The sequence below is a fragment of the Formosimonas limnophila genome (assembly GCF_014652675.1).
Taxonomy (GTDB): domain Bacteria; phylum Pseudomonadota; class Gammaproteobacteria; order Burkholderiales; family Burkholderiaceae; genus Hydromonas; species Hydromonas limnophila.
This window is the reverse complement of the sequence record NZ_BMZG01000002.1, coordinates 1-19,973: the sequence shown is the minus strand read 5'-3', so window position 1 is coordinate 19,973 and position 19,973 is coordinate 1. Positions and strand designations below refer to the sequence as shown.

Sequence of the window (19,973 nt, the reverse complement as noted above, 5' to 3'; positions counted from 1 at the left end):
CAACACCCCCCGCCAACTTGTTTAGATTACTTGCTCAACAAAGAAGCGGTCAGAACTATACAATGCGAGTTTTGTAGAACTTAATTTCACCGCGCTGAAACCACAGGCGCCCCACAATACATCGTTTTGCCCGAGAATCGGCTGCGATAATGTCACAACAACTTTAATATCGGCTGCGGCATCCGTTTCGTAAGCTGACGTTAAAGTTACACCAAAATCATCGCGCAGTTCTGTCAAAGACTGTGTGGCGTCGGTAATATCATAGGCCGCACTGATTCCAGTATTGTAGGATGTTGGCGTTTCGGCGGTTGCGATGAAAGGCACATTGTCGGCAACATAACCAACATTCGTTAAATCGTCGCCAGAACCGACGGCCGCGATATACGTGCGCCCAACTGAAAAGGTCGGACTCGACACGTAAGTCGGATTGCCTGTCTTCACCAAATCAACAATCAGCATATTGCGTAGATACGGTGTGCCCGCCGTTGCAACGCCTGTATAATCGATTGCTTTGACTTCAACAGTGAAAGCTGGCACATCTACACCGCTTTCATTGACCACAGTTACCTGAACGGTATTATCCGCGGTCAATACAAGCGAGTCCAAGAAAACGTTAGTCGGGAACGCGCCGCCGTTTGTGATGCCCAATGCTGCACCTGAATCGGCTAAAAGCGTGCCCGAACCAGTCAATGAAACAGTAAAAACAGCAGTGTTGCCGTTTGGAATCGCACCAGTCGATGCTGAACCAGTGAACACCTTTGCCCCCTCGACCGCTGTTGCTGCCCAACGACCGTTAGCTGATTCGCTTGTCTGTTCGATGACGTATAGGTTGTCTGCTGAGGTGCTTGAACCCTCCAACCAGTTGAAGCGTCGATTTAAAGATTCAATATGAACCTCATCATTTGCAGTCGGCACGATTGTCTCAGCAGTCAATGCTGCTGGGTTAGGGTATTGTTGTGATTCGTGACGTAAAATTGCCATTTAAAATCCTTAGAAAAGTTGGGTTGCTGTGATTTTCACAGTAGTTTGCGGTATTGTTTGGCCGCTTTGATTTTCAACTTCGAGCCGCAGCACGCCGCCACCCAAATAGTTGAACCGTACAAAAGCCATAGGCTCGCTCACGTAGCCCGCGACTGTGAATGAATACTGGCTTGTATCATCAAGCGGAAGCGTGATGTCATAAAACGCTGTTTGCCCGTTGTCGATGCTTCTAACGTCATGAGTACCAGTGTACGCAACGAATGCCGCCTCTCCACCGCCGCCACCGCCGCCGCCGTGAATGATGTCTACATTTGTGTGCGGATTTGCCATGTGCTTAGGTAATGGACGTCCTGAAACTGGATTGATTCGATTAGAGTCAGGGCTCAAATCATTTAAGGTTGTCATTTTTTACATTCCCCCACCACAACACGGTCCGTCATTTTTGTTACCACTTTCAATGTAAGAGCTAATGGCTCTTACAGTCTTGGTCAATACTGTTTTAGTCTTTTGCACAAGCCCCCTTGAGTCGCTTATGTCTCGCCATTCATCAACGCTCGCTTGAACTTCCAAAGTTCCGACGTTTGTGTCAATGTTAAATGTGACCGCCGCAACGCCATCAATCACCACTGTTTTTGCCTCATACGGTGCGTCGCTCTTTTTCATAGTCTGCACTATCGAACCGCCATTGATAATGCTGAACATAGTACCTGCGCAGGTAATCGCGTCCGCGTTTCCTTTGATTACTTTCATTTCTTTTTATCCAATAAAGTGCGCCTACAATCGCAAAAAAAGGCACTGTGAAAATAAGTGCCTTGCATCCTATCAATGCCGCCACGCTCATTGCCGCAGCTTGCCGAATCGCAAAGCAGTACGGACATCGGTTATTGAGTATTGACCAGCCGAATAACAGTTCGAGAAAAAACTTTCGCATTTCAAATACTCAAAGGTGCTGGGCATTCTCCGAATTTTTCGACAACTTGCCAAACAACCGTGTCCAAGACGTCATCATTGTTGTGGCTGTCGTTCTCGGTGAATGATTCAAACTCATCGTTTAGAACGTCAATCCCCGCTGGATTTTGTACAGAACAACCATCAGCAATAGATACACAGCCAGTCTTAAAGCTAGTGTAAGACTCGTGTGCGCGGTCAAACTTGTTGCCGTACTTCTTCGTGAGTTTAAAGCCCTCAAAGCGTTTTTTCGCCCTGCGGATTTTCTTCAGCGAGTGGGCAAATGCGTAGCCAATGTTCGCATCCTCGACGATTACCTTGCGCACCTCAAATCCGTTTGCTTTGTAATAGTCAAGCAATCCATCAAAGTAAACCAGCGCATCATCATAGGACTTTCTCGCGTGCCCAGCGTCAAGGATAAAAATTCCCTTCATCCTAACTTCGAGAAGCGAGAAACCGAAGTAATCAGAATCTGATTCGGCCTTTTGAGGCGTGTCGATGCGCAGTACGATGGTTGGCCTTACATCAGGAAGCGGTGCGTATTTCACACGCGCCAGCTTGAACTTAAACAGAGCCTCGGAGTTGTTCGCGTCTGCAGGTGTTTGTTGATAGAGCGAGCTAAACGAGCTTGGCTCCATCGTTTTTTTCCTGTCGCGCAGAAAACCAATACTCTTATGCTCAGGAAATAAAGCATCGCCAGCTTTACGATGCGCCTCATCAACCTCAGCAATTGCCTTAAACGTCACCACTCGAACAGTGGGGTCATTCTTAATCAACCGACCAGCGGGGTCATCAGTGTGCCAGCGCGTCATGATCATGAGCAAGCCGCCACCCTCAGAAAGCCTCGTCATAAAGTCGTCGGTCATCCAGTCCCACGTTGCATTTCGGACAGTCAACGAACGGGCATCAAGTCGGCCCTTGATTGGGTCATCAATGACCCCAATGTCCATGCTCTCGCCAGTGACTGAGCCGCGCACCGTGGTGTTGCGAAAGTAACCGCCAGTACCAATCAGCTCCAACAGCTCGCTATTACGGGCGGAGCCCTGCGCATCGCTGCCTTTGCTGGAAATTTTAGCGTCGCTGAAAATCCGCTTGTACTTAGCAGAGTCAAATATCTTTTGAAGTTTTTTATTTGCACGAACACCAAGACGTTCTGAGAATGAGCTAAATATCACTTTTAGCTCTGGTTGTTTGCCAAGCATCCAAGCCAGCAAGTCAACAACGCCCTCACTCTTGCCATGCTGCGGCGGTGCTTCAATCAAAAGTTTTGGTGAATTGCCAGCCACTAACTCATCATAGAACCATTGAAGATGACTGCTCAAGTCCTCGACAAACCAGTTCCACTTTATGTTTGGGTGTAAGTATTTTCTGAACGTCAAAAAGTCAACACGCGCATTGCGGATGATGACTTCCTCAATCAGATCAATATCATTCATTTTTTCAAAAGCGACATTGAGATGCCTCGCTCTTTCAGCATTGCTGTCAACTGTTCATCGCTCAGGTTTGCTGGGCTTTGTTTGGTTTCAATCGTGCCAGCGTGCTCAACGTGTTGTGTTTCTTTCCAACCCGCACGGGTTTTGAGCCAAAAGATTTGCGCAGTGACGTTGCCGCCAGTTGCTTTCTTAAACAAAGACTGTGCGACCTTGGCGTTTGCCAAAGCCGAGCCATTGTCCAATTCAACAGCAAAATGCTTGCGCAATGTCTTCTCATCCATTGGAGGATTTTTACCTGCGAGGATTTGACAGATATTTTTCTGCGGTACGCCGCAGGCTGAAAGTATCTTGACTTGCTCGCGCTGCGCGTCCGTTGGTGCAAATGTTGGACGTGCCATGTTAAATCCCTTGAACCACACCACGCACTCCCTTACAGTCCAATCAAGGCAAACAGGGAGTTGTGATGAAGCAAACTAAACTATCGATTGTAAAAGCGCACATGGCGCGTAATGAGTGGCAAGAAGCCTTGCGCTTGGCGGCTAAATTCCCGCAACTGGGTGACGAAAGAAACGCGGTATTGTCAGCGCATGGCGCATACACAAATCCGCGTTTTTATGCCCAAATCGGCAAAGACATCGAGCAACTCAAAGCTGCAGGACGCGACGCGTTAATTCTCCGCTTCGGCAACGTCTAACTCGGACACCTCAACCTCACCGCAGGCTTGCGTGGCTTTTTTCGGGTCACCTTTGACGAATACCAATATGTTTTGGTGCGTCTTGCCCAGTTTACGGGCAGCGAGTACGCGACCATGACCAGCGATGATGCCGTTTTCACCGTCAATCAAGACAGGATTCGTCCAGCCAAACTCGCGGATGCTCGCGGCTATCTGTGCGACTTGCGTGTCGCTATGGGTTCGGCTGTTGTTTGCGTAGGGTATTAACGCCTCGATTTGACGATATTCGAGGTTTAGGGTTGTTTGGTTCATGTGGTGAGCCTCATCGAACGATGATACAATCCCGCCGTCTGTACAGACAAGGCGGCCTTGGGTGGCTCACTGCGTAATCAGTGTTCTACTGGCGGGTTGGTGTGTTGGCGCACATCTTCCCGTCGCCGTCTCTTTTTATAGTGGGGAATAACCACAAGAGACAATAGAAAAAGCCCGCTGATTAAGGCGGGCTTTTGCTGTGAATGAAAAATGCGGCTTGCTTTGGATAAGCAAAACCGCATTTGTGCCAATTTTGGCGAAAAACAGCGTTTTTGTCAATACTTGCCCCCCCATGAGTTTCGAAATAAATTACAATCAGTCCGTATTTATTTTTTAGGGATGGCAAAAGAATGAAAAAAATTGCTTTAGCACTTTGTATGTTTCCGCTTTTCGCACACGCAAAGCCCGCGCAATGCGTCCTCAGCTTCTCAGATGAGAACTACGACAAATACGTGGCCTGCGACGTTAAGCCTACGGACAATAAAGGCTCGTTTTTGATAACAAGGCAAAATTACAAAGCCACGCTCAAGGTCAAAAACCAAAACAGCGCGACCTTTACTGACAGCGATGGTAAGCGCCTAAGTCTGTACAGGGATGAGGAAAATAAATCATGCTGGGTTGAAGATGTTTGGCCAAGCACGATTTGTATCAAAAAATAGTTTGTTATGATTGATTATTTACATAACCCTTTTTTAGAGTTACCCATGAAAACAATTTCTATTCTGATGTTCATATTTTCACTAGTTTTACTCATTTGTTCAGTGATTTCATTGATAAAGCCAAGTTTTTTATCTAAAGAAAAACCAATTCCGAGACGAAACTCAATCATTGGGATATTTTCCTCTCTTGTTTTGATTGTCACATCTGCATCTATTGCGCCAGAGCCCAAAAAATTAGACGAGACAAATGAGGCGGAATCATCAGGCAAAGCTCCAAACGGTTCCAATCTAATACCAGCTTCACAGAATGTGTCTTTATTGACTCAAAAATACAACAAAATAAAGGAGTTGGTAGAAATTTGCGACTCAGCAAGCAAAAAAATTGCTGACGTGCAAAATTCAAAAACGCCGAGTTTTGATGCGTATTATAAAACCTCAAAAAATGCAGAATTTGTCTGTATGGATGGGGCGTATAGTGATAATGGCGATAAATTTGAAGACCCTGTTTTTCAAAAGGCCTATACAGACTTAGCAAACTCAGCAAGCGAGCACATGAAAAACAAGGCGGTTTATGCTGGTAAACTAAAAGATGCGGCCAACGCTGGCAAAATAACATCAGAGGAAAAAGAAAGCCTTGAGCGAAGAGCTGATTTATCTTTAAAATCAGGCATTGCCTTGGTTTCTTCTATGGAAGAAGCAAAAAAATTAATAAACATAAAGTGATCAGAGTAACCCCCGCCCGCAAGCGGGGGATTTTTTTAACTTGTCAAATCAAAAAATACCGGTACCGCACAAAATGTCGGCCATGCTTTTCATTGACCATGACCCGTTGAACCTTGCCGCGTTTGTACATTTTTTTCAGTTGGTTGCGCACCTGTGCTGGATATACAGGCACTTTAAGACTTGGCATCAACTCAAACACCTCGTAAACGGTGACTGGCTTATCGCTTATTAAAAGCACCGACTTAATCGCGTCACTTAGTCCCGTTTTAGGCATATTGTTTTACTCCAAAGACAAGGGCCGCTTGCATTTTTTTCTCGCCGCCATTTTTCATCATGTGTTCAACATCGCGCCAGTGTGCGCCAGTGATGCTGTGGGCGATGCGTTGATAGACTTGCTTGTCGGTAATCAAGATGTGCTCGTCCTGCTGTTTTTTTGGATTCCATCTTAAAGCAACACGCTCAACTGTTGTGATCACGAAATATCGACGAAAAATCAGAGGCATCGTGTCCAGCGTCTTGCAAATCGCAACATAGAGCGCATGGCTGTATGGTTCTAAATCATCATCTGAGCTTGGTGACTTACCCAAGGGGCATCTATACGTCGCTGGATAATGACCAGGCTCCGCCTTGTAGCCGCGTCTAAACGTTTCTCGTATTTCGTCAAATTCGTACATTTAGCCACCTTTTTTCAATTCACAAAAATTACATCGATCAAAGCCTTTTTTGCGCTGGTTGCAGCGCTCAGTGTCACCCTCGAAAATCGGTTCAATTCGGTATCGGCAATATGCAGCATCCGATTTCAACCTGATACGCTGTGCCTCCATCTGCATTGCGACCTTTTCAGGGTCTCGGTACATCCATGATTCATGCGCCGTCATTGGTCACCTCCTTTTTTGCAAATGTCTCGTACCCTTTTGGCAAAACAGCCCAAAAATGGTAGTCAGTGATTTCTTCAAAAGTCAGGTCAAACGGCTTGTGAAAATATTGAAAACCATCTCCTTCATAAAACATGGCTTCGGCTAATGCATAGCCAGTGCAAGTGCTGTACAACAAATAATCAGCATACTCATCGGTTGGTACTTCTGTTTTAGGCTTAAATTCAAGATTAATCATTGGTCACCTCATAAACCCTAACCTCAACTCGCGCATTTTCATCGTAACGCTTGGTCATTGCAGAGTTGATAATTTGCTTGTCGTCGACAAAAACAACCTCATTGCAAGCATCCTGTATGCCTTTAACGATATTGTCCCAATCTGGCTTAACAGTCGGATAAATTTTTCCATCCAACGCATCTGCTCGTTTCTTTTTGCTCCAAGACTTCGGCGGCTCAATGAAAATTCCAAAGTTGATTTGCACCGCACCCGCGCACGGCGACTTACCCCGCATGGCTTTTGTTGCCGCCTCTTGCACCAATGCCTCGTAGTCTTTGGTTTTGGTTGGCGTGTATGCCTGCACGAAGTTTCCGCGCCGTGCGAATTTAGGGCGACCCTTTCCGACAGGTGCGCCGATTACCTGAAACGCTGTGATTGGTTTAAGCATGGCCAGCCCCCCAGTACGCGCCGATTTTCCAAGCATCGCCATTACGAGCCACTTTGCCTGTGCTCAGGTGGTGCTTGCCCGCTTCGGCCAGTGTGTCTGCGTGTGCGCCATTCAAGCCATCGACGAGCAACTTTGCGGCAGTGATTGACTTACACACCCACGCCCAGTGAACACCTGTTCGCTTTGCAAGTGATGACACCTCTTTTGCAGCCGCTTCAACCTTGGCCGCGTCAGATGCGCGGATTCGCTCGTGGCCGATTCTCGCGTTTTCAGGGACTGGCTGGGGTATTGGTTCGAGCAATCCTGCCTCTTGCTTTTGCATCAAATCGGCAAAGATTTTTGCCCAGCGTTTGCCGTGAAAATTCCACTGAGCGGTTTTTAAATCTGACGAACCGAACGCGATTGCAGCCCAATAGACCGCAGGACATGTCCAGTCACCAAACAAACCACGGCTGCGTGCAGACATACCGCCCTGCGCCTCGTAAAACGCTGCTTCTGCCGTTGGTTTGCACGCCTCGATAAATTGCCCAAGGCTTGGGGGAAAGTCCGTGCCTTTGGTCTTGGCAATGCCAGCGTTGAGCATGGCTGGCACGAGTTTGGCGATTTCTCCACCCCACACCTCCTTGGCTCGGTCGCGTTGTTCCGATTGCGTTTGCGCATCTGCGTTGCTCTGGACCGCAAGACTGGCGTTGAATCGCCCTGCGCCGTGGAATTTGTCGAGCAAGCGAAACACGCGGTCAGTTGCTTGGGCAACGCGCAGCAATGCCTGTTCATGCGTCGTGTGGGTTGCGTCCATCCAGTTTTTCATAATTTCGCCTCAATCGTTTTTGTTTCGTTTTTTTGCTCGGCCAGTTTCGCTGCGACGCGCTCTGCCAGTGAGTTGTCTTTGACCTGTGATAGGTTTTCCATGCGACTTTGATTTGGGCTGGCACGGGCTTTTTGGGGCTGTCCAAAGTCTTGCGTCATAACCTTGATTGACCAAGGAAACGGTGCTTTAGCCGATGCCTCTTGTGCTTTTGCGAGGAATGCTGCGAAGTCTTCGAAAGTTGCCCCACGCTTCACCAACGCCGTGATTTCGGGTAGTCTCTGCCTTTGCTCAGATTCGGTCACACCCAAGCCGCGCAGCTTTTGGCAAATTTCGGCCACGCTGTTTGAATTTGGTAAGGTATGTGCTGTGCTGCTTTCCTGCTCTTGTTCTTGTTCCTGTTCTTGCTCCTGTTCCTGCTCTTGGCTTCCAAGGGGGTTGTAAGGGGCTTCACAGGGGCTTGTGATTCCCCGTTGATTTTTAAGGTGGAATGAATCCTTGTATTTGTCATAAAATGCAGACAGGAAGCGGTTTTCAGCCACTTTGTTGTACTCGTTTTGGACGCCCTTACATTGGTTGTCGTTGGGGCTTAAACTCTCGCCCACCTGATAAGTTGCCATTTCGTAGACCCAAACCGTCTCGGCTTCGTCGTCGTACGCGCAAAAACCGATATTTTCGAGTAATTGAAGCCCCTCCAAAGCCCCTTGAAAGGGTATTCCTGTGTCAGCAGAGATGTATGCAACAGGCAGGTGATACAAACCGAGCATGTTTGCGTGGGGCGAGGTCATCAAGTACAGCGCGAGCAATTGAGCATCCACCCCCAGCTTGCGTATTTTTTTGCCTGTCTGGCCAACCCAAAACTGGGGTGAAATTTTTGAATAATCTCGCATCACACCACCCCGTTAAGTAGTCTGAGTTGCGTTACCTCTGCCACACGCACCTGCACAGCCGCAGGCATCCGCATGACTGCATCGCGCAGGTTTAAAAGCTGTTTAAACGCTGATTCAAAGGTTGATTGAGGTACTGGCATGTCATGCTTCAAAGCCTTTTTGAATGCGTCCAAGTCACCGACTGGTACATCAAAAACACCCAAGTCACGCGCTGTATCGCCAAAGTCGGTCAGGGCTTCGATGGCTTCCCAAGTCGGCGAGTACGTGTTATTTGCTGTCACAACAGACGGCACACCTGCCACGCACAGTGTTTCGCCGGAATCAATCTGACGGGCAAACCAGTCTATGATTGGGTTGAAAACAGCGTAGGTGCGCCCAAATGAACAACGCACGTTTTTTCGGCCTTGGTATTTTTTGTTTTTCCGCTTCTGTTTGGTTTGGTTGCTCATCACGCTACCTTTCCAAACAATGCGCCCTGATCAGGCACTGGCAAGCCAAGGACTTCTACCGTGTTGCCTGTTTTTTGGTCTTTTATGTGCCCACGCACAGCCAAAGCATTTTTAGCCAGCAGTGCATTCACACGGCCACACACCCCGCTAAGCTCCATACCCGCAGCCGTCACGAGTTGGCGGCGCGTCATGACCACAGAATCATCGACAAAAACGGCCATAATTTGCGACTCACGCGGGTTTAAGCCTTTATCTTTCAAAGAGTCGTAAGCATTAAGTGACGTTTTGTTCATGTTGGTTTTCATATCAAACCTTTCAAAAAAGCCCACACGCCGAAGCGCGGGGCAAGTCCGCACCATGCGGTGTGGAGGAGACAACGGGAGAACGGCTGCGAGAGATATGTGGTTGCGTTCCGCACCGCTGGGTGTGGAGGTCCCAGCCGTTCAAAGGAGTTGTGTGTATGATGTTCATGCCGCAGCCTTTCCCATCAAAACACCGCGCAAAATTGCGTTTTCTTGTTCGACTTTCATGCGTGCTTCGCGTTCAGTTCGCAATGCACGTTCAGTTTCAGATTCAGTTTTACGCAGGCTGGCCAAGTCGTAGCCACACTGGTGAAGCATCCACAGAAGCGGCGCATCGTTACCGCACGCATCCATGAGTGACACAAGTTTTTCCCACTTGATGCCCTCTTGATTGCTGATCCATCGGCTGTACTGAGCCTTGTCAATGCCGCCTACGGCATGGCAAACTTCTTTTGCCTCAAACCCCGCAGCCGTGGCGCACAGGTTGATCGCGGCACCAAGTGACTTTTGACGCGAAACCTCGCGATGGTCGATGTCGATGGTGATTAGTGTCTTTTGGCTCATCGAACCAACCCACTGCTCAACACGTCACAACACGGTTGAGTGGTGTTGAGTGATTGAAAAAAGTAAAATTTTTTGCGCGTCATCTCACACCACCTGCTGGGCGCGTTGCGCGAATAGGTGTTGTTGTGACAACTCAGGCCAAATCGCTTCCCACTTATCTGGCAAAAGTTCGCAACGAGAAACTTTCCCCTTGGTTGCGGTCTCGATTTTTACGGCGTTTTCAGGGGAAATGTTTGTCACGCCTGATGCCATTTGTGATAAATAGGATGGCGAAATTCCAATCTCATTAGCCAAAGCACCAGCACCGCCCTTGGGTAAGTTTTGAATATATTGCTTGAGGTTCATTATTCGCTCCACGAAAGTTTAGATAAGTTTAATGTTTACTAAACTAAAAGTCAAGCGTTTGCGTTTTAGTATTTGCTAAATTAAAGTATCGCCATGGAAAAAGATAAAATTGTTGCGCTTCGGCGCCAAAGACTGAAAGAATGGTTCTCTGAAAAAGCCGTACCTGCTGATGAAAAAAGTTTCGTTTCTCAACTCATTAGCGGCAAGTCCTCTTTTGGTGAAAAAGCCGCCAGAAGACTTGAGGAGAAATTTGGGATGCCAAACGGCCATTTGGCTAATCCAACTCAAGAATCATCCAATTGGGACGCCAATGTGATTCCCGCTGAGCCGCCACGTATGCGCGTCCCGCTCATATCATGGGTGCAAGCTGGTATGTTGGCGGAAATTGATGTTGACTGCCAAACAGGTGATTATGATGAGTGGGTTGATGTTTGTTACAGCAAACCATCCGAACAGTCATTTGCCCTAACGGTGCAAGGTGACTCGATGACTTGGACGGGGACACCAAATTTCCCTGAGGGTACTAGGATTGTGGTTGACCCCAACCGAAACCCACAGGTGGGCGATTATGTCATCGCAAAAGATGTGGGCACACAGCGAGCCACTTTTAAAAAGTTAATCACCGATGATGTGAACTACTACCTTAAACCGCTCAACCCAGCCTACCCCATGATTATGATAGACGACCCAAGTATGCGCTGCATCGGCGTAGTCGTTGAATTTCAGCCTGTCGGCGGCAAGTTATAACGAAGAGCAGACCATGAAAAAAACAACCATCATCACCATCACCCTATTCGCCTACCTATCCGTAGCGCAAGCCGCACCGAGGTGCAAAGACTTTGCCACGCAAGCCCAAGCGCAGAGATATTTTGAGCAACACAACGCTCGGAGTCTTGATAGAGATGGAGACGGACGTGCGTGTGACTGTCTGCCGGGCGGAAATGGTAAAAACTGCCCGAAAAAATGAAGCTCGCCATCGCCTCTCTAATTTTAGCCTCCACATCAGCTTTGGCCGATTACCGCGTGATTGGCATCACAGACGGCGATACGCTGACGCTAATTGACGAAGCAAATCAGCAAACCAAAGTGCGGATAAGTGCAATTGACGCGCCTGAGCGTGCGCAGCCATACGGCCAGTACGCAAAGCAGGCACTGTCCGACGTGTGTTATGGCAAAAATGCAACGATTCGATACGTGGACACAGACAGGTACGGGCGCACTGTTGCTGATGTTTCTTGCGATGGCATCGACGCTGGCCAGCATATGGTTAGCAAGGGAATGGCTTGGGTTTATGACAAGTACAGTAGCGGCTATGAGTATCTTTACCCGATGCAAGAGCAGGCCAAGGCTGCAACCTTTGGGCTGTGGGGAGATTGGCAGAATAAACCTGTGCCGCCGTCGGAGTGGCGGAAGAGTAAATAAAGCCGATACATCAGGTTCGGTTTTGAACATAAGGCTGATTGATTGGGTTACAATAAACCATCATGGCAAAAATAAACTGGACATATCAATTGCGCATCATGCGCCGAAATCCCGACCAAATACCAATGGAGCGGATGGGTGAATACATCCAACAATTAGCCAAATTGCTTGGGGATGAAAACCACCCTACCTTCAAAGGCATTGCTAAAGGCTCAACGATTCTTCGCACAAAAATTCCTGAAGAGCGCATGCCTTATGTCGCTCACAGAATTAAAGAATCCATATCTGATGAGGCTTCCCGCGGATGGAAAGCCAAAACAGTGCTCATGGATATGCTCGGAAAGGACGGTATAAAAACCGCAAACTTATTGGATACAGAAGGCAATGTGGTACTGGCACTGAGCACAACAGTTGACCTTGAACCGCCTGCAATTAAAGTGTATCAATCAGGCAGCATTGATGGTGTGGTGACTGGAATTGTTGGCGCAGATGACACCATGCACTTGCATATTCGTGATTATCTTGACAGAGATTTAAAGTTGCTTGTCAGAGACGAGAACATCGCCCGAACATTGCTTACCCAATTCCGAAATGGGCACGTTCGTGTGTATGTACACGGCACTTGGGTTCGTGCCGATAACGGCTGGCATCCTGAAGCCAGTAAATGTACCGTTGATAGCTTTGAAGTTTTAGACGAAACGCCAATCAGCGACGTATTCAAAAGACTCAATCAGATTGATGGCAATGGTTGGGCTGAATTAGAGAACCCAATCAAATTTTGGGAAGACATCCGTGGGGTTGAGCATTGAAAAACAACAAAATCATCGCCATTGACTGTAACTTTTTGGTTCTGTGGACAAGTGGCAACAAAAAAGACAAAACCAGTCACGAAAGAATCGAACTTTTCCTATCGTGGGCTGACGCACATAAAATAAAGTTACTCATCCCGATGCCTGTTATCTCCGAATACTTGGTGGGCGCAGACCAAGCCAGCACTCGATTTATATCTGGACTATCGCGCCAAAACAACATCATCCTCGCTCCATTTGATTTACCATCGGCCTATGAATGTGCACTAATTGATGCGGCAGCTATACAGCGCGGCGATAAGCGCGATGGTCAATCCCACGCTTGGCAAAAAATTAAAATAGATAGACAAATTGTTGCCATCGCTAAAACATATGGCGCAACAGCTATCATCTCCAGCGACAAAGGTGTTGTTGCTTGCGCCGCACGAGTTGGCATCGAGAGCATTGAAGTCTCTCTGCTGCCAATTAGCGAGAAAGATAAACAAATGCCATTATTGCCTGCGTCGAAAAAGCTAAATTAAAACCACCCTCGCGGTGGTTTTTTTTCGCCCCTACCACTCACCATTTCCTTGATGTCGGGAAAATGGTATCTGCGCCACCAGTTTTTATGCGGGTTTAGCTGTTTTATCGCAAAATAACAAAATCAATCAAACTTAAGCCAAAGCCAGTAAATACGTGGCTTCGCGTGTTTTAGTGCAAAAACACACGGGCCTATCGTTGGCCACACCCACACCACCACCTGTTGCAAAAATTGCAACAACTCAATCCCCCGCCAAGCGCGGGTATTTTTTCGGCCAACAAAAAAATAGTTTAGTTTTTAATAAACTTTTGCTTGACACTTTATTTAGTATTCGCTAAACTTCTATTCATGGCAGCAAAACACCGCAGCCAGCCAAGCAGCCGCAACACAGCATCAAGTGTTGACATCCTCGGATGACCAAACCTGCTTCGGGGCGTATTCAACCAGTGATACAGCACCCCGCCGTGAGCGAAAGCGAGACGGATAAAAGAAAAGGCAACCTTTAAGCGTTTTCAGCGAGCGAATTCTATGGGGTGATTGATGTGTGCATCACGGACAGAACGAGCATAGAGAAGCGAGAGCGTTTAAACGTTGTTTTTAAGCAAAGGAATATATAAATGATCGTCAGTTACTTTTGCGACAAGTGCGGCTCTTTGACTGTGCATGCACCAAATTTAATTAAAAAGTGTACATGGGTACCAATCGGCTCGCGTTCGCCATGCGGGTCCTTTTTGCGACAATTATCTCAACATGAAGCAAAAAAGGTTTTTGAGTGAATCAAATTGATTTTCATGTTCCACCGCCCTCTCCCTCCCTTGGTCGGTGGCTTCGCCCGATTCGTCGGGCTTTTTTATTTCAGGAGCACCGCATGGACGCGCACCAAACATGGCTTGAAACGGACGTTTATGAACACGCCTGTTATCACGAAGTTACCCAAAAAAATGCGCTCGCCCATGCCACCGAGTTTGACAAATCAGCGATTGTGGATGACGCAATGGCTCAGGACTGGGACATGCAAGCCGCCCATGAGCTCATCGGTTCAATTGTTCACGGTAAAGACGATGCAGAAATCGCAAGGCTTGCACGGGCGATGTTCGCAAAGGCCATCACTGATGCAACGTCATTAGTTGCGCAGAAATATTTATAAAGGATTAAAAATGTTACGAAGATTGAACGACAAAGTACGCGACTTCATCAAGCAAGAATTAACTCAAGTGCCGCCAAGCCACTGCGATTTAAAAGTCGGTGATGGCGTGACGTTCACGAATGAAAACGGCGTGAAATTTGATGATTGCGTCGTTATTGGATTCAGTGACCAGCACGGCTATGGCAGAACGGTTCACATTTTGTCAGCAGAACACGATGATGCGTACTGGTTCCCGAACAAACCCGAAGAGCTCAAAAAAAATGGTAAGCGCACGCTTTTTGATAACCATCTTGGATTTACGAATGGAGAACGATATGTTGTTTAACAGCCAAGGCTTCCGCGAGTTTTTCGCCACGCAGTCAAACGGCGAGCCGCGAAAAGTAGCCTACGAAATATCAGATTGTGGAAAGTCGGTTGTCAGAGCGGTTGACGGACTACCAATATCAGAATACCCGCTATCGCCTCAATTCGAGGCGATTGTTGTTTCATGGTGCGACGATCACCGCGCCAATCTACACAAGCACGATGACTATCGGATGGTGGCATGAGTCGTCATCTTGAAGTTTTTGCGCGGTCAATGAATGATTTAGATGACCACCTACCAAAATCAAGAGGTCGGTGCTTCGATATTGGAAGCTGGGGCGGATGTGGCATCAATTGCGCAGCATTTATTGATGGGGAATGTGAAGAACCTCAAGAAATCGACATTAGCAACTTGTCCGAAGAGCATGGAGAAGAAGAGGCAGAAAGAATCATAAAACTTTACAAATTATGAACAATTACGACGACCAAAACTGGCAACGCAAGCCGAAGCCGCCAATTAAACGATTTTCACAACCAAAGGAAAAACCATGAGCAACGAATTAGCAACCAAAAACGAGTTTGGCATTGGTTCGGTAATGTCTGACAACGGACTTTTTGACAGGATGCACAGACTTGCTGAGGTCATGGCATCGTCAAAAATGACAGTGCCAAAGCACTTGCAAGGAAACACTGGTGACTGCATGGCAATCGTGATGCAGGCGTCACAGTGGAAAATGAACCCATTTGCAGTGGCTCAGAAGACCCATATTGTCAATGGCAACTTGGGCTACGAAGCGCAACTTGTCGCAGCCGTTATCAATTCAAGCGGCGTTGTGTCGGACCGTTTCAGCTTTGATTGGCAGGGAAATTGGGACAAGTGGGACGCTAACACAACAGACAGAAACCTTGAAAAAAGCCTTACGGTCATAGTATCGGCAACCATCAAAGGTGAATCAGAGCCACGCTCACTTTTGGTATCGATGTCACAAGCGACAGTACGCAACTCGCCGTTGTGGAAAAGTGACCCAAAACAGCAATTGGCTTACTTGGCACAAAAGAAATGGGCGCGCTTATTTGCTCCCGACGTTATTCTTGGTGTGTACTCAGCGGATGAATTCGACGAACTACCGCAGATGAAAGAGTTGACACCTGACGGCGGTTTTAAACAGTCTGAACCAGTCTACTACCCTGCCGACCAGTTCAAAAACAACTTTGAAAAATGGAAATCGGCCATTCAAAACGGCAAAAAAACCCCAGAAGAAGTCATTGCGACTGTTGAGACCAAAGGAAAACTCACGGATGAACAGCGCAAACAGATTTTATCTGTGACCAACATCGTGATTGACGCAGAGCCTGTCGATGAGCCACAGCAGCAAAATGAAGCAGCATCACCACAAGCCGCCGATGATTACGACGAAGACAACCCATTTAATTAAGGATAAACCATGCAAACCATTAACCTCATACAAGGCTCACCCGAATGGCACGCGCATCGCCGCAGCCATTTTAACGCCAGCGATGCCCCCGCAATGATGGGGGTCTCACCATACAAAACCCGTGCGCAACTCATCAAAGAGTATGCCACTGGCCTGACCGAAGAAGTAGACGCGCAAACCCAGCGCATCTACGACAAGGGACACCGCTTTGAAGAGCTTGCGCGTGTTGCCATTGCCGAGCCATTAATCGGTGAAGATTTGTTCCCATGCGTCGGCGTTGACGGCAAGTTTAGTGCCTCATTTGATGGGCTGACAATGCTCAATGACGTGGATTTTGAGCACAAAACACTCAATGCAAAAATCGAGGCCTACAAAACAGCCGACGACATCGACATCATCTACCGCATACAGATGGAGCAGCAATTGATGGTAAGTGGTGCTGAAAAATGCTTGTTTGTCGCATCAAAATGGACTGATGACGACGAGCTAATAGACAAGCGCGATTTTTGGTACAAGCCTGATTTTGAACTGCGTCAGCGCATTATTGACGGATGGGCGCAGTTTGAAAAAGACGTGGCAGATTATGCACATGAAGCTGTAGATTTGCAGCCAGTCGGCGCGACCATGGAAACCTTACCAGCCTTAAATGTGCAAGTCACAGGCACGGTCACAGCGTCAAACATTGAATCGTTCAAAACACATGCGTTGGCTGTGATTGGCTCGGTAAATAAAGACTTGGAAACCGACCAAGATTTTGCCGATGCAGAGAAAGCGATTAAATGGTGCGGCGACGTTGAAGACAGGCTTAAATCGACCAAAGAACATGCTTTAAGCCAAACAGCAAGCATTGATGAGTTGTTCACAGCAATTGACTACATCAGCGAAACGGCACGACAAACTCGATTGCAGCTTGAAAAAATCGTGAAAGCGCGTAAGGAATCAATCCGCACGGAATTGGTCACCATGCGCCAAAACGAGCTGAACAACCACATCAAGGCACTCAATGCCGATTTGTCCGTCGTGTCATTGCCAACAATCACCGCTGATTTTGCGGGTGTCATCAAGGGCAAAAAGACCATTGAGAGCATTGATAATGCGCTTGAAACTGAACTGGCCAACGCAAAAATTAAAGCCGACGGCGCGGCTCGTGAAATTCGAGCCAACCTGAAAACACTTGATGAGGTTGGTGCAGAGCACAAGTTTTTATTCAATGACCTGCAAAGCATCATCACCAAGCCAGCCGATGACTTTGCAAACGTCGTGAAAATGCGTGTGTCCGAACATCAACAGGCCGAGAAAAAACGCCTTGACGCTGAACGTGAACGCATCCGCTCTGAAGAACAAGCCAAAGCAGAGCGTGAGGCAAAGGCAGTCATCGAAGCTGAACGTGCACAGGCCGAGGCGCAGGCCAAATTAAGCGAGCAGCAAGCGCGAGCAACACAAGCCGAACAAGTGCAACAACCAGCGCAAACTATCGCACCTTTAAGCCCCGCGCACGCAGCATCAAATAGCGAATACATGGGCGAAGCGACATTGACCATCGGTTTGATTAATGAACGCTTGGGCTTTGTTGTCAACGCTGAATTTTTGGCACAACTTGGATTTGAACCCGAACAAGTAGGCAAATTTAAAAAGTACCATGAAGCAGATTTTGAAAGTATTTGCAACGCGATTATTCACCATATAAGTGCCGTTACTTTAACTTTAGACGCTGCATAACTTCTCAACTACAAAAGGAAACAACATGAACGCACGAAAAGCAAAAGCCCTCCGCCGACTGGCTCACTATAAGGGCGAACGTCCACCGCTTGAAGTCAAGTACGGGGTAACACTGCGACCATCAAGAAAGACTGATGCATACGGAAATCCTGTGTCTGAGCCTGTGAATGTCCCGCTGGAAGCTCGATACCCTAAAGGCCATCCCCGCGCTTATTACCAGTACCTTAAAAAGATTCTGCCCAAAGGTACGCCTTTCGCTGCATTTTTTGCATTTGGTTAATCAAACACTCGGCACCAGCCGATTTTTTTACGCCCATTTTTAATTAAAGGAACTAAGCCATGAACAAAGCAGTTGAATTTACAAATGAAGAATTTGCCGTTTTAAACATGACCGCGCAAACCATCGGCAAAGATTTATTGTCAGCACTCGTCGATGAAGTGCGCACCATGCCCGACACTTGGCCTAAGTTGAGTGAAGCGAAGCAGCGCGACATTATCGACCGCCTTGCAAAACGCGTAGATTTCAACGTCAAGCGTGCGGTGCAACTCATCGCCAGCGATGGCCGCATCGTCGTCGCTGGTGACGTTGAGCAAATAGTGATTAAAGACGGGGTGAAAGCCGTGGTTAAGTTTGGCAAAAACACGGCCAACTTGCACCACTTGTATGAATCAGAAAGCAACGCTGTTTTAGTGGTTGTGGCTAATGGCTCTGACTTCACAGGCGGCATGGATGAGGTCAGACCAGACCCCGATCAACAGGACTTATACGGTGGTGACGACACCTTCGCGCATGTTGGCGAGGTTGACATTACGGATGGCGGCATTGTCGATGTCGAAATTGTCGCATTGCCATTCTCGCCGAGCTTTGCCAATGATAAAGCCACAACAGATGATGGTGAGATTGTCGATAACGTTTCATTTGCTGATAGTGATTGGTACCGAAAATTGTGCAAGATTGCATCAGAGCATGGCGTTGAGCTTGATTTATCGCAAGACGATATGTGGTTTGACCACTCCATCGACAAAACGCCTGAAGAAGCATTTTTCAATGTTTACCCTCATCGCAAGCCAGCAGACCCAGCGGACGATGACCACGAGGGCAGCACCAACGACTAACAGAACGGGCGAAAGCCCGTTTTTTATTGCCAATTAAGGAAAAGAAATGACGACCGATAAAAAATATGACTCGCCAGTTGTGGCCTACAAAGGGTTTGATAAAGCCTGGAAATGTCGTGGCTATCAATACACCGTTGGAGAGTTACACGAGCATGAGGGTAAAACAGAAGCCTGTGAATCAGGCTTTCATGCCTGCGAGTACCCGCTCGACGTGTTCGGTTACTACGCACCATCACAATCTGTTTTTGCCATCGTTGAAGCAAGCGGAGACATTGACCGCAAAGGCGGCGATTCAAAAATTGCGTCGTCAAAATTAACCGTAAAAGCAGAGCTCGGCATTGCGGGGCTGGTAAAAGCTGCGATTGAGTACACGGTAAGTCGCACCAAACCGAGCAAGTCAAAGAAAGCCAATAACGACGAAGAGCGCAGCCAAGCATCGAACACGGGCAGCCGCTCGGCAGCATCGAACACGGGCGACTACTCGGCAGCATCGAACACGGGCGACTACTCGGCAGCATCGAACACGGGCAGCCGCTCGGCAGCATCGAACACGGGCGACTACTCGGCAGCATCGAACACGGGCGACTACTCGGCAGCATCGAACACGGGCGACTACTCGGCAGCATCGAACACGGGCGACTACTCGGCAGCATCGAACACGGGCAGCCGCTCGGCAGCATCGAACACGGGCTACCAATCGGCAGCATCGAACACGGGCTACCAATCGGCAGCATCGAACACGGGCAGCCGCTCGGCAGCATCGAACACGGGCAGCCGCTCGGCAGCATCGAACACGGGCGACTACTCGGCAGCATCGAACACGGGCAGCCGCTCGGCAGCATCGAACACGGGCGACTACTCGGCAGCATCGAACACG

At 48.0% G+C, this 19,973-nt stretch carries 32 protein-coding genes and 1 pseudogene; 17 read left to right on the top strand and 16 right to left on the bottom strand.

The features are described 5' to 3' along the window. Positions 1–21: 21 nt before the first annotated feature. The 5 genes from IE082_RS01665 to IE082_RS01645 form a co-directional block, all read right to left on the bottom strand. On the bottom strand, positions 22–981 hold the full coding sequence (locus IE082_RS01665; RefSeq protein ID WP_189490706.1) for a hypothetical protein: 960 nt from the start codon (positions 979–981) through the stop codon (positions 22–24). A 9-nt stretch (positions 982–990) separates the two neighbouring features. Beyond that, entirely contained in the window at positions 991–1,386 is a 396-nt protein-coding gene (locus IE082_RS01660; protein WP_189490704.1) for a hypothetical protein, read from the bottom strand. 3 nt (positions 1,387–1,389) lie between these two features. After that, positions 1,390–1,731 carry a hypothetical protein gene (locus tag IE082_RS01655; RefSeq protein WP_189490702.1) on the bottom strand — a complete coding sequence of 114 codons (342 nt, stop codon included), beginning with the start codon at positions 1,729–1,731 and terminating at the stop codon, positions 1,390–1,392. A 182-nt stretch (positions 1,732–1,913) separates the two neighbouring features. Next, positions 1,914–3,365 carry a terminase large subunit domain-containing protein gene (locus IE082_RS01650; protein ID WP_189490700.1) on the bottom strand — a complete coding sequence of 484 codons (1,452 nt, stop codon included), beginning with the start codon at positions 3,363–3,365 and terminating at the stop codon, positions 1,914–1,916. Beyond that, entirely contained in the window at positions 3,362–3,760 is a 399-nt protein-coding gene (locus IE082_RS01645) for a hypothetical protein (RefSeq protein ID WP_189490699.1), read from the bottom strand. Before IE082_RS01645 ends, IE082_RS01650 begins: the two co-directional genes overlap by 4 nt. A 65-nt stretch (positions 3,761–3,825) precedes the next feature. On the opposite strand from IE082_RS01645, the gene IE082_RS01640 reads away from it, so the two are divergent. Then, positions 3,826–4,056: a hypothetical protein gene (locus IE082_RS01640; protein ID WP_229809667.1), complete on the top strand. Its 231-nt coding sequence runs from the start codon at positions 3,826–3,828 to the stop codon at positions 4,054–4,056. A 78-nt stretch (positions 4,057–4,134) separates the two neighbouring features. Here the strand turns inward: IE082_RS01640 and IE082_RS01635 are convergent. Further along, positions 4,135–4,347, bottom strand: a pseudogene (locus IE082_RS01635) (ParB/Srx family N-terminal domain-containing protein); the annotation flags it as partial. Between the two features lie 350 nt (positions 4,348–4,697). On the opposite strand from IE082_RS01635, the gene IE082_RS01630 reads away from it, so the two are divergent. Together IE082_RS01630 and IE082_RS01625 are read left to right on the top strand one after the other, a co-directional pair. Further along, entirely contained in the window at positions 4,698–5,006 is a 309-nt protein-coding gene (locus IE082_RS01630) for a hypothetical protein (protein ID WP_189490693.1), read from the top strand. 45 nt (positions 5,007–5,051) lie between these two features. Beyond that, positions 5,052–5,729: a hypothetical protein gene (locus IE082_RS01625; protein ID WP_189490691.1), complete on the top strand. Its 678-nt coding sequence runs from the start codon at positions 5,052–5,054 to the stop codon at positions 5,727–5,729. A 266-nt stretch (positions 5,730–5,995) separates the two neighbouring features. Here the strand turns inward: IE082_RS01625 and IE082_RS01620 are convergent, their stop codons facing one another. From IE082_RS01620 to IE082_RS01575, 10 genes are all read right to left on the bottom strand, one after another. Then, positions 5,996–6,403, bottom strand: coding sequence for a hypothetical protein (locus tag IE082_RS01620; RefSeq protein ID WP_189490689.1), 408 nt, complete (start codon positions 6,401–6,403; stop codon positions 5,996–5,998). Further along, the gene (locus IE082_RS01615; protein ID WP_189490687.1) at positions 6,404–6,607 is read right to left on the bottom strand and encodes a hypothetical protein; all 204 of its coding nucleotides are present in this window, start codon (positions 6,605–6,607) and stop codon (positions 6,404–6,406) included. It lies immediately after the preceding gene. Further along, a complete protein-coding gene (locus IE082_RS01610) occupies positions 6,594–6,842 on the bottom strand; it encodes a hypothetical protein (protein WP_189490685.1) in 249 nt (82 codons plus the stop codon). The genes IE082_RS01615 and IE082_RS01610 overlap by 14 nt, the downstream gene beginning before the upstream one ends. Continuing rightward, positions 6,835–7,269 (bottom strand): RusA family crossover junction endodeoxyribonuclease, encoded by a 435-nt coding sequence (locus IE082_RS01605; protein WP_189490683.1) that lies wholly within the window; start codon positions 7,267–7,269, stop codon positions 6,835–6,837. Before IE082_RS01605 ends, IE082_RS01610 begins: the two co-directional genes overlap by 8 nt. After that, complete coding sequence (locus IE082_RS01600) at positions 7,262–8,077, bottom strand: hypothetical protein (protein WP_189490682.1); 816 nt, start codon at positions 8,075–8,077, stop codon at positions 7,262–7,264. Before IE082_RS01600 ends, IE082_RS01605 begins: the two co-directional genes overlap by 8 nt. Continuing rightward, positions 8,074–8,967: a hypothetical protein gene (locus IE082_RS01595; RefSeq protein WP_189490680.1), complete on the bottom strand. Its 894-nt coding sequence runs from the start codon at positions 8,965–8,967 to the stop codon at positions 8,074–8,076. The genes IE082_RS01600 and IE082_RS01595 overlap by 4 nt, the downstream gene beginning before the upstream one ends. Next, positions 8,964–9,413 (bottom strand): hypothetical protein, encoded by a 450-nt coding sequence (locus IE082_RS01590; RefSeq protein ID WP_189490678.1) that lies wholly within the window; start codon positions 9,411–9,413, stop codon positions 8,964–8,966. Before IE082_RS01590 ends, IE082_RS01595 begins: the two co-directional genes overlap by 4 nt. After that, positions 9,413–9,706, bottom strand: coding sequence for a hypothetical protein (locus IE082_RS01585; RefSeq protein ID WP_189490676.1), 294 nt, complete (start codon positions 9,704–9,706; stop codon positions 9,413–9,415). The genes IE082_RS01590 and IE082_RS01585 overlap by 1 nt, the downstream gene beginning before the upstream one ends. A gap of 174 nt (positions 9,707–9,880) precedes the next feature. After that, positions 9,881–10,279, bottom strand: coding sequence for a hypothetical protein (locus tag IE082_RS01580; RefSeq protein WP_189490674.1), 399 nt, complete (start codon positions 10,277–10,279; stop codon positions 9,881–9,883). Positions 10,280–10,363: 84 nt separating this feature from the next. Beyond that, complete coding sequence (locus IE082_RS01575) at positions 10,364–10,624, bottom strand: transcriptional regulator (RefSeq protein WP_189490672.1); 261 nt, start codon at positions 10,622–10,624, stop codon at positions 10,364–10,366. 93 nt (positions 10,625–10,717) lie between these two features. Between IE082_RS01575 and IE082_RS01570 the strand changes: the two genes are divergently transcribed. From IE082_RS01570 to IE082_RS01505, 14 genes are all read left to right on the top strand, one after another. Then, entirely contained in the window at positions 10,718–11,371 is a 654-nt protein-coding gene (locus tag IE082_RS01570; RefSeq protein ID WP_189490670.1) for a LexA family protein, read from the top strand. A gap of 13 nt (positions 11,372–11,384) precedes the next feature. Further along, positions 11,385–11,591 (top strand): excalibur calcium-binding domain-containing protein, encoded by a 207-nt coding sequence (locus IE082_RS01565; RefSeq protein WP_189490668.1) that lies wholly within the window; start codon positions 11,385–11,387, stop codon positions 11,589–11,591. Next, entirely contained in the window at positions 11,588–12,046 is a 459-nt protein-coding gene (locus tag IE082_RS01560; RefSeq protein ID WP_189490666.1) for a thermonuclease family protein, read from the top strand. Before IE082_RS01565 ends, IE082_RS01560 begins: the two co-directional genes overlap by 4 nt. Positions 12,047–12,108: 62 nt before the next feature. Then, positions 12,109–12,855 (top strand): hypothetical protein, encoded by a 747-nt coding sequence (locus IE082_RS01555; protein ID WP_189490664.1) that lies wholly within the window; start codon positions 12,109–12,111, stop codon positions 12,853–12,855. Further along, positions 12,852–13,376: a hypothetical protein gene (locus IE082_RS01550; RefSeq protein WP_189490662.1), complete on the top strand. Its 525-nt coding sequence runs from the start codon at positions 12,852–12,854 to the stop codon at positions 13,374–13,376. The genes IE082_RS01555 and IE082_RS01550 overlap by 4 nt, the downstream gene beginning before the upstream one ends. Positions 13,377–14,243: 867 nt before the next feature. After that, the gene (locus tag IE082_RS01545) at positions 14,244–14,522 is read left to right on the top strand and encodes a hypothetical protein (protein WP_189490660.1); all 279 of its coding nucleotides are present in this window, start codon (positions 14,244–14,246) and stop codon (positions 14,520–14,522) included. Positions 14,523–14,532: 10 nt separating this feature from the next. Further along, positions 14,533–14,847, top strand: a complete 315-nt coding sequence (locus tag IE082_RS01540) for a hypothetical protein (protein WP_189490659.1) — start codon at positions 14,533–14,535, stop codon at positions 14,845–14,847. After that, positions 14,837–15,070, top strand: coding sequence for a hypothetical protein (locus IE082_RS01535; RefSeq protein WP_189490657.1), 234 nt, complete (start codon positions 14,837–14,839; stop codon positions 15,068–15,070). The genes IE082_RS01540 and IE082_RS01535 overlap by 11 nt, the downstream gene beginning before the upstream one ends. 42 nt (positions 15,071–15,112) lie before the next feature. Continuing rightward, entirely contained in the window at positions 15,113–15,280 is a 168-nt protein-coding gene (locus tag IE082_RS01530) for a hypothetical protein (protein ID WP_189490655.1), read from the top strand. A gap of 93 nt (positions 15,281–15,373) precedes the next feature. After that, positions 15,374–16,261, top strand: coding sequence for a RecT family recombinase (locus tag IE082_RS01525; RefSeq protein WP_189490653.1), 888 nt, complete (start codon positions 15,374–15,376; stop codon positions 16,259–16,261). 9 nt (positions 16,262–16,270) lie between these two features. Next, on the top strand, positions 16,271–17,980 hold the full coding sequence (locus tag IE082_RS01520; RefSeq protein WP_189490651.1) for a lambda-exonuclease family protein: 1,710 nt from the start codon (positions 16,271–16,273) through the stop codon (positions 17,978–17,980). Positions 17,981–18,005: 25 nt separating this feature from the next. Then, positions 18,006–18,260: a hypothetical protein gene (locus tag IE082_RS01515; RefSeq protein WP_189490649.1), complete on the top strand. Its 255-nt coding sequence runs from the start codon at positions 18,006–18,008 to the stop codon at positions 18,258–18,260. A 59-nt stretch (positions 18,261–18,319) separates the two neighbouring features. Further along, positions 18,320–19,096: a hypothetical protein gene (locus IE082_RS01510; RefSeq protein WP_189490647.1), complete on the top strand. Its 777-nt coding sequence runs from the start codon at positions 18,320–18,322 to the stop codon at positions 19,094–19,096. Positions 19,097–19,142: 46 nt separating this feature from the next. After that, the coding region (locus IE082_RS01505) for a DUF7666 domain-containing protein (RefSeq protein WP_189490644.1) at positions 19,143–19,973 on the top strand (831 nt) is incomplete at its 3' end.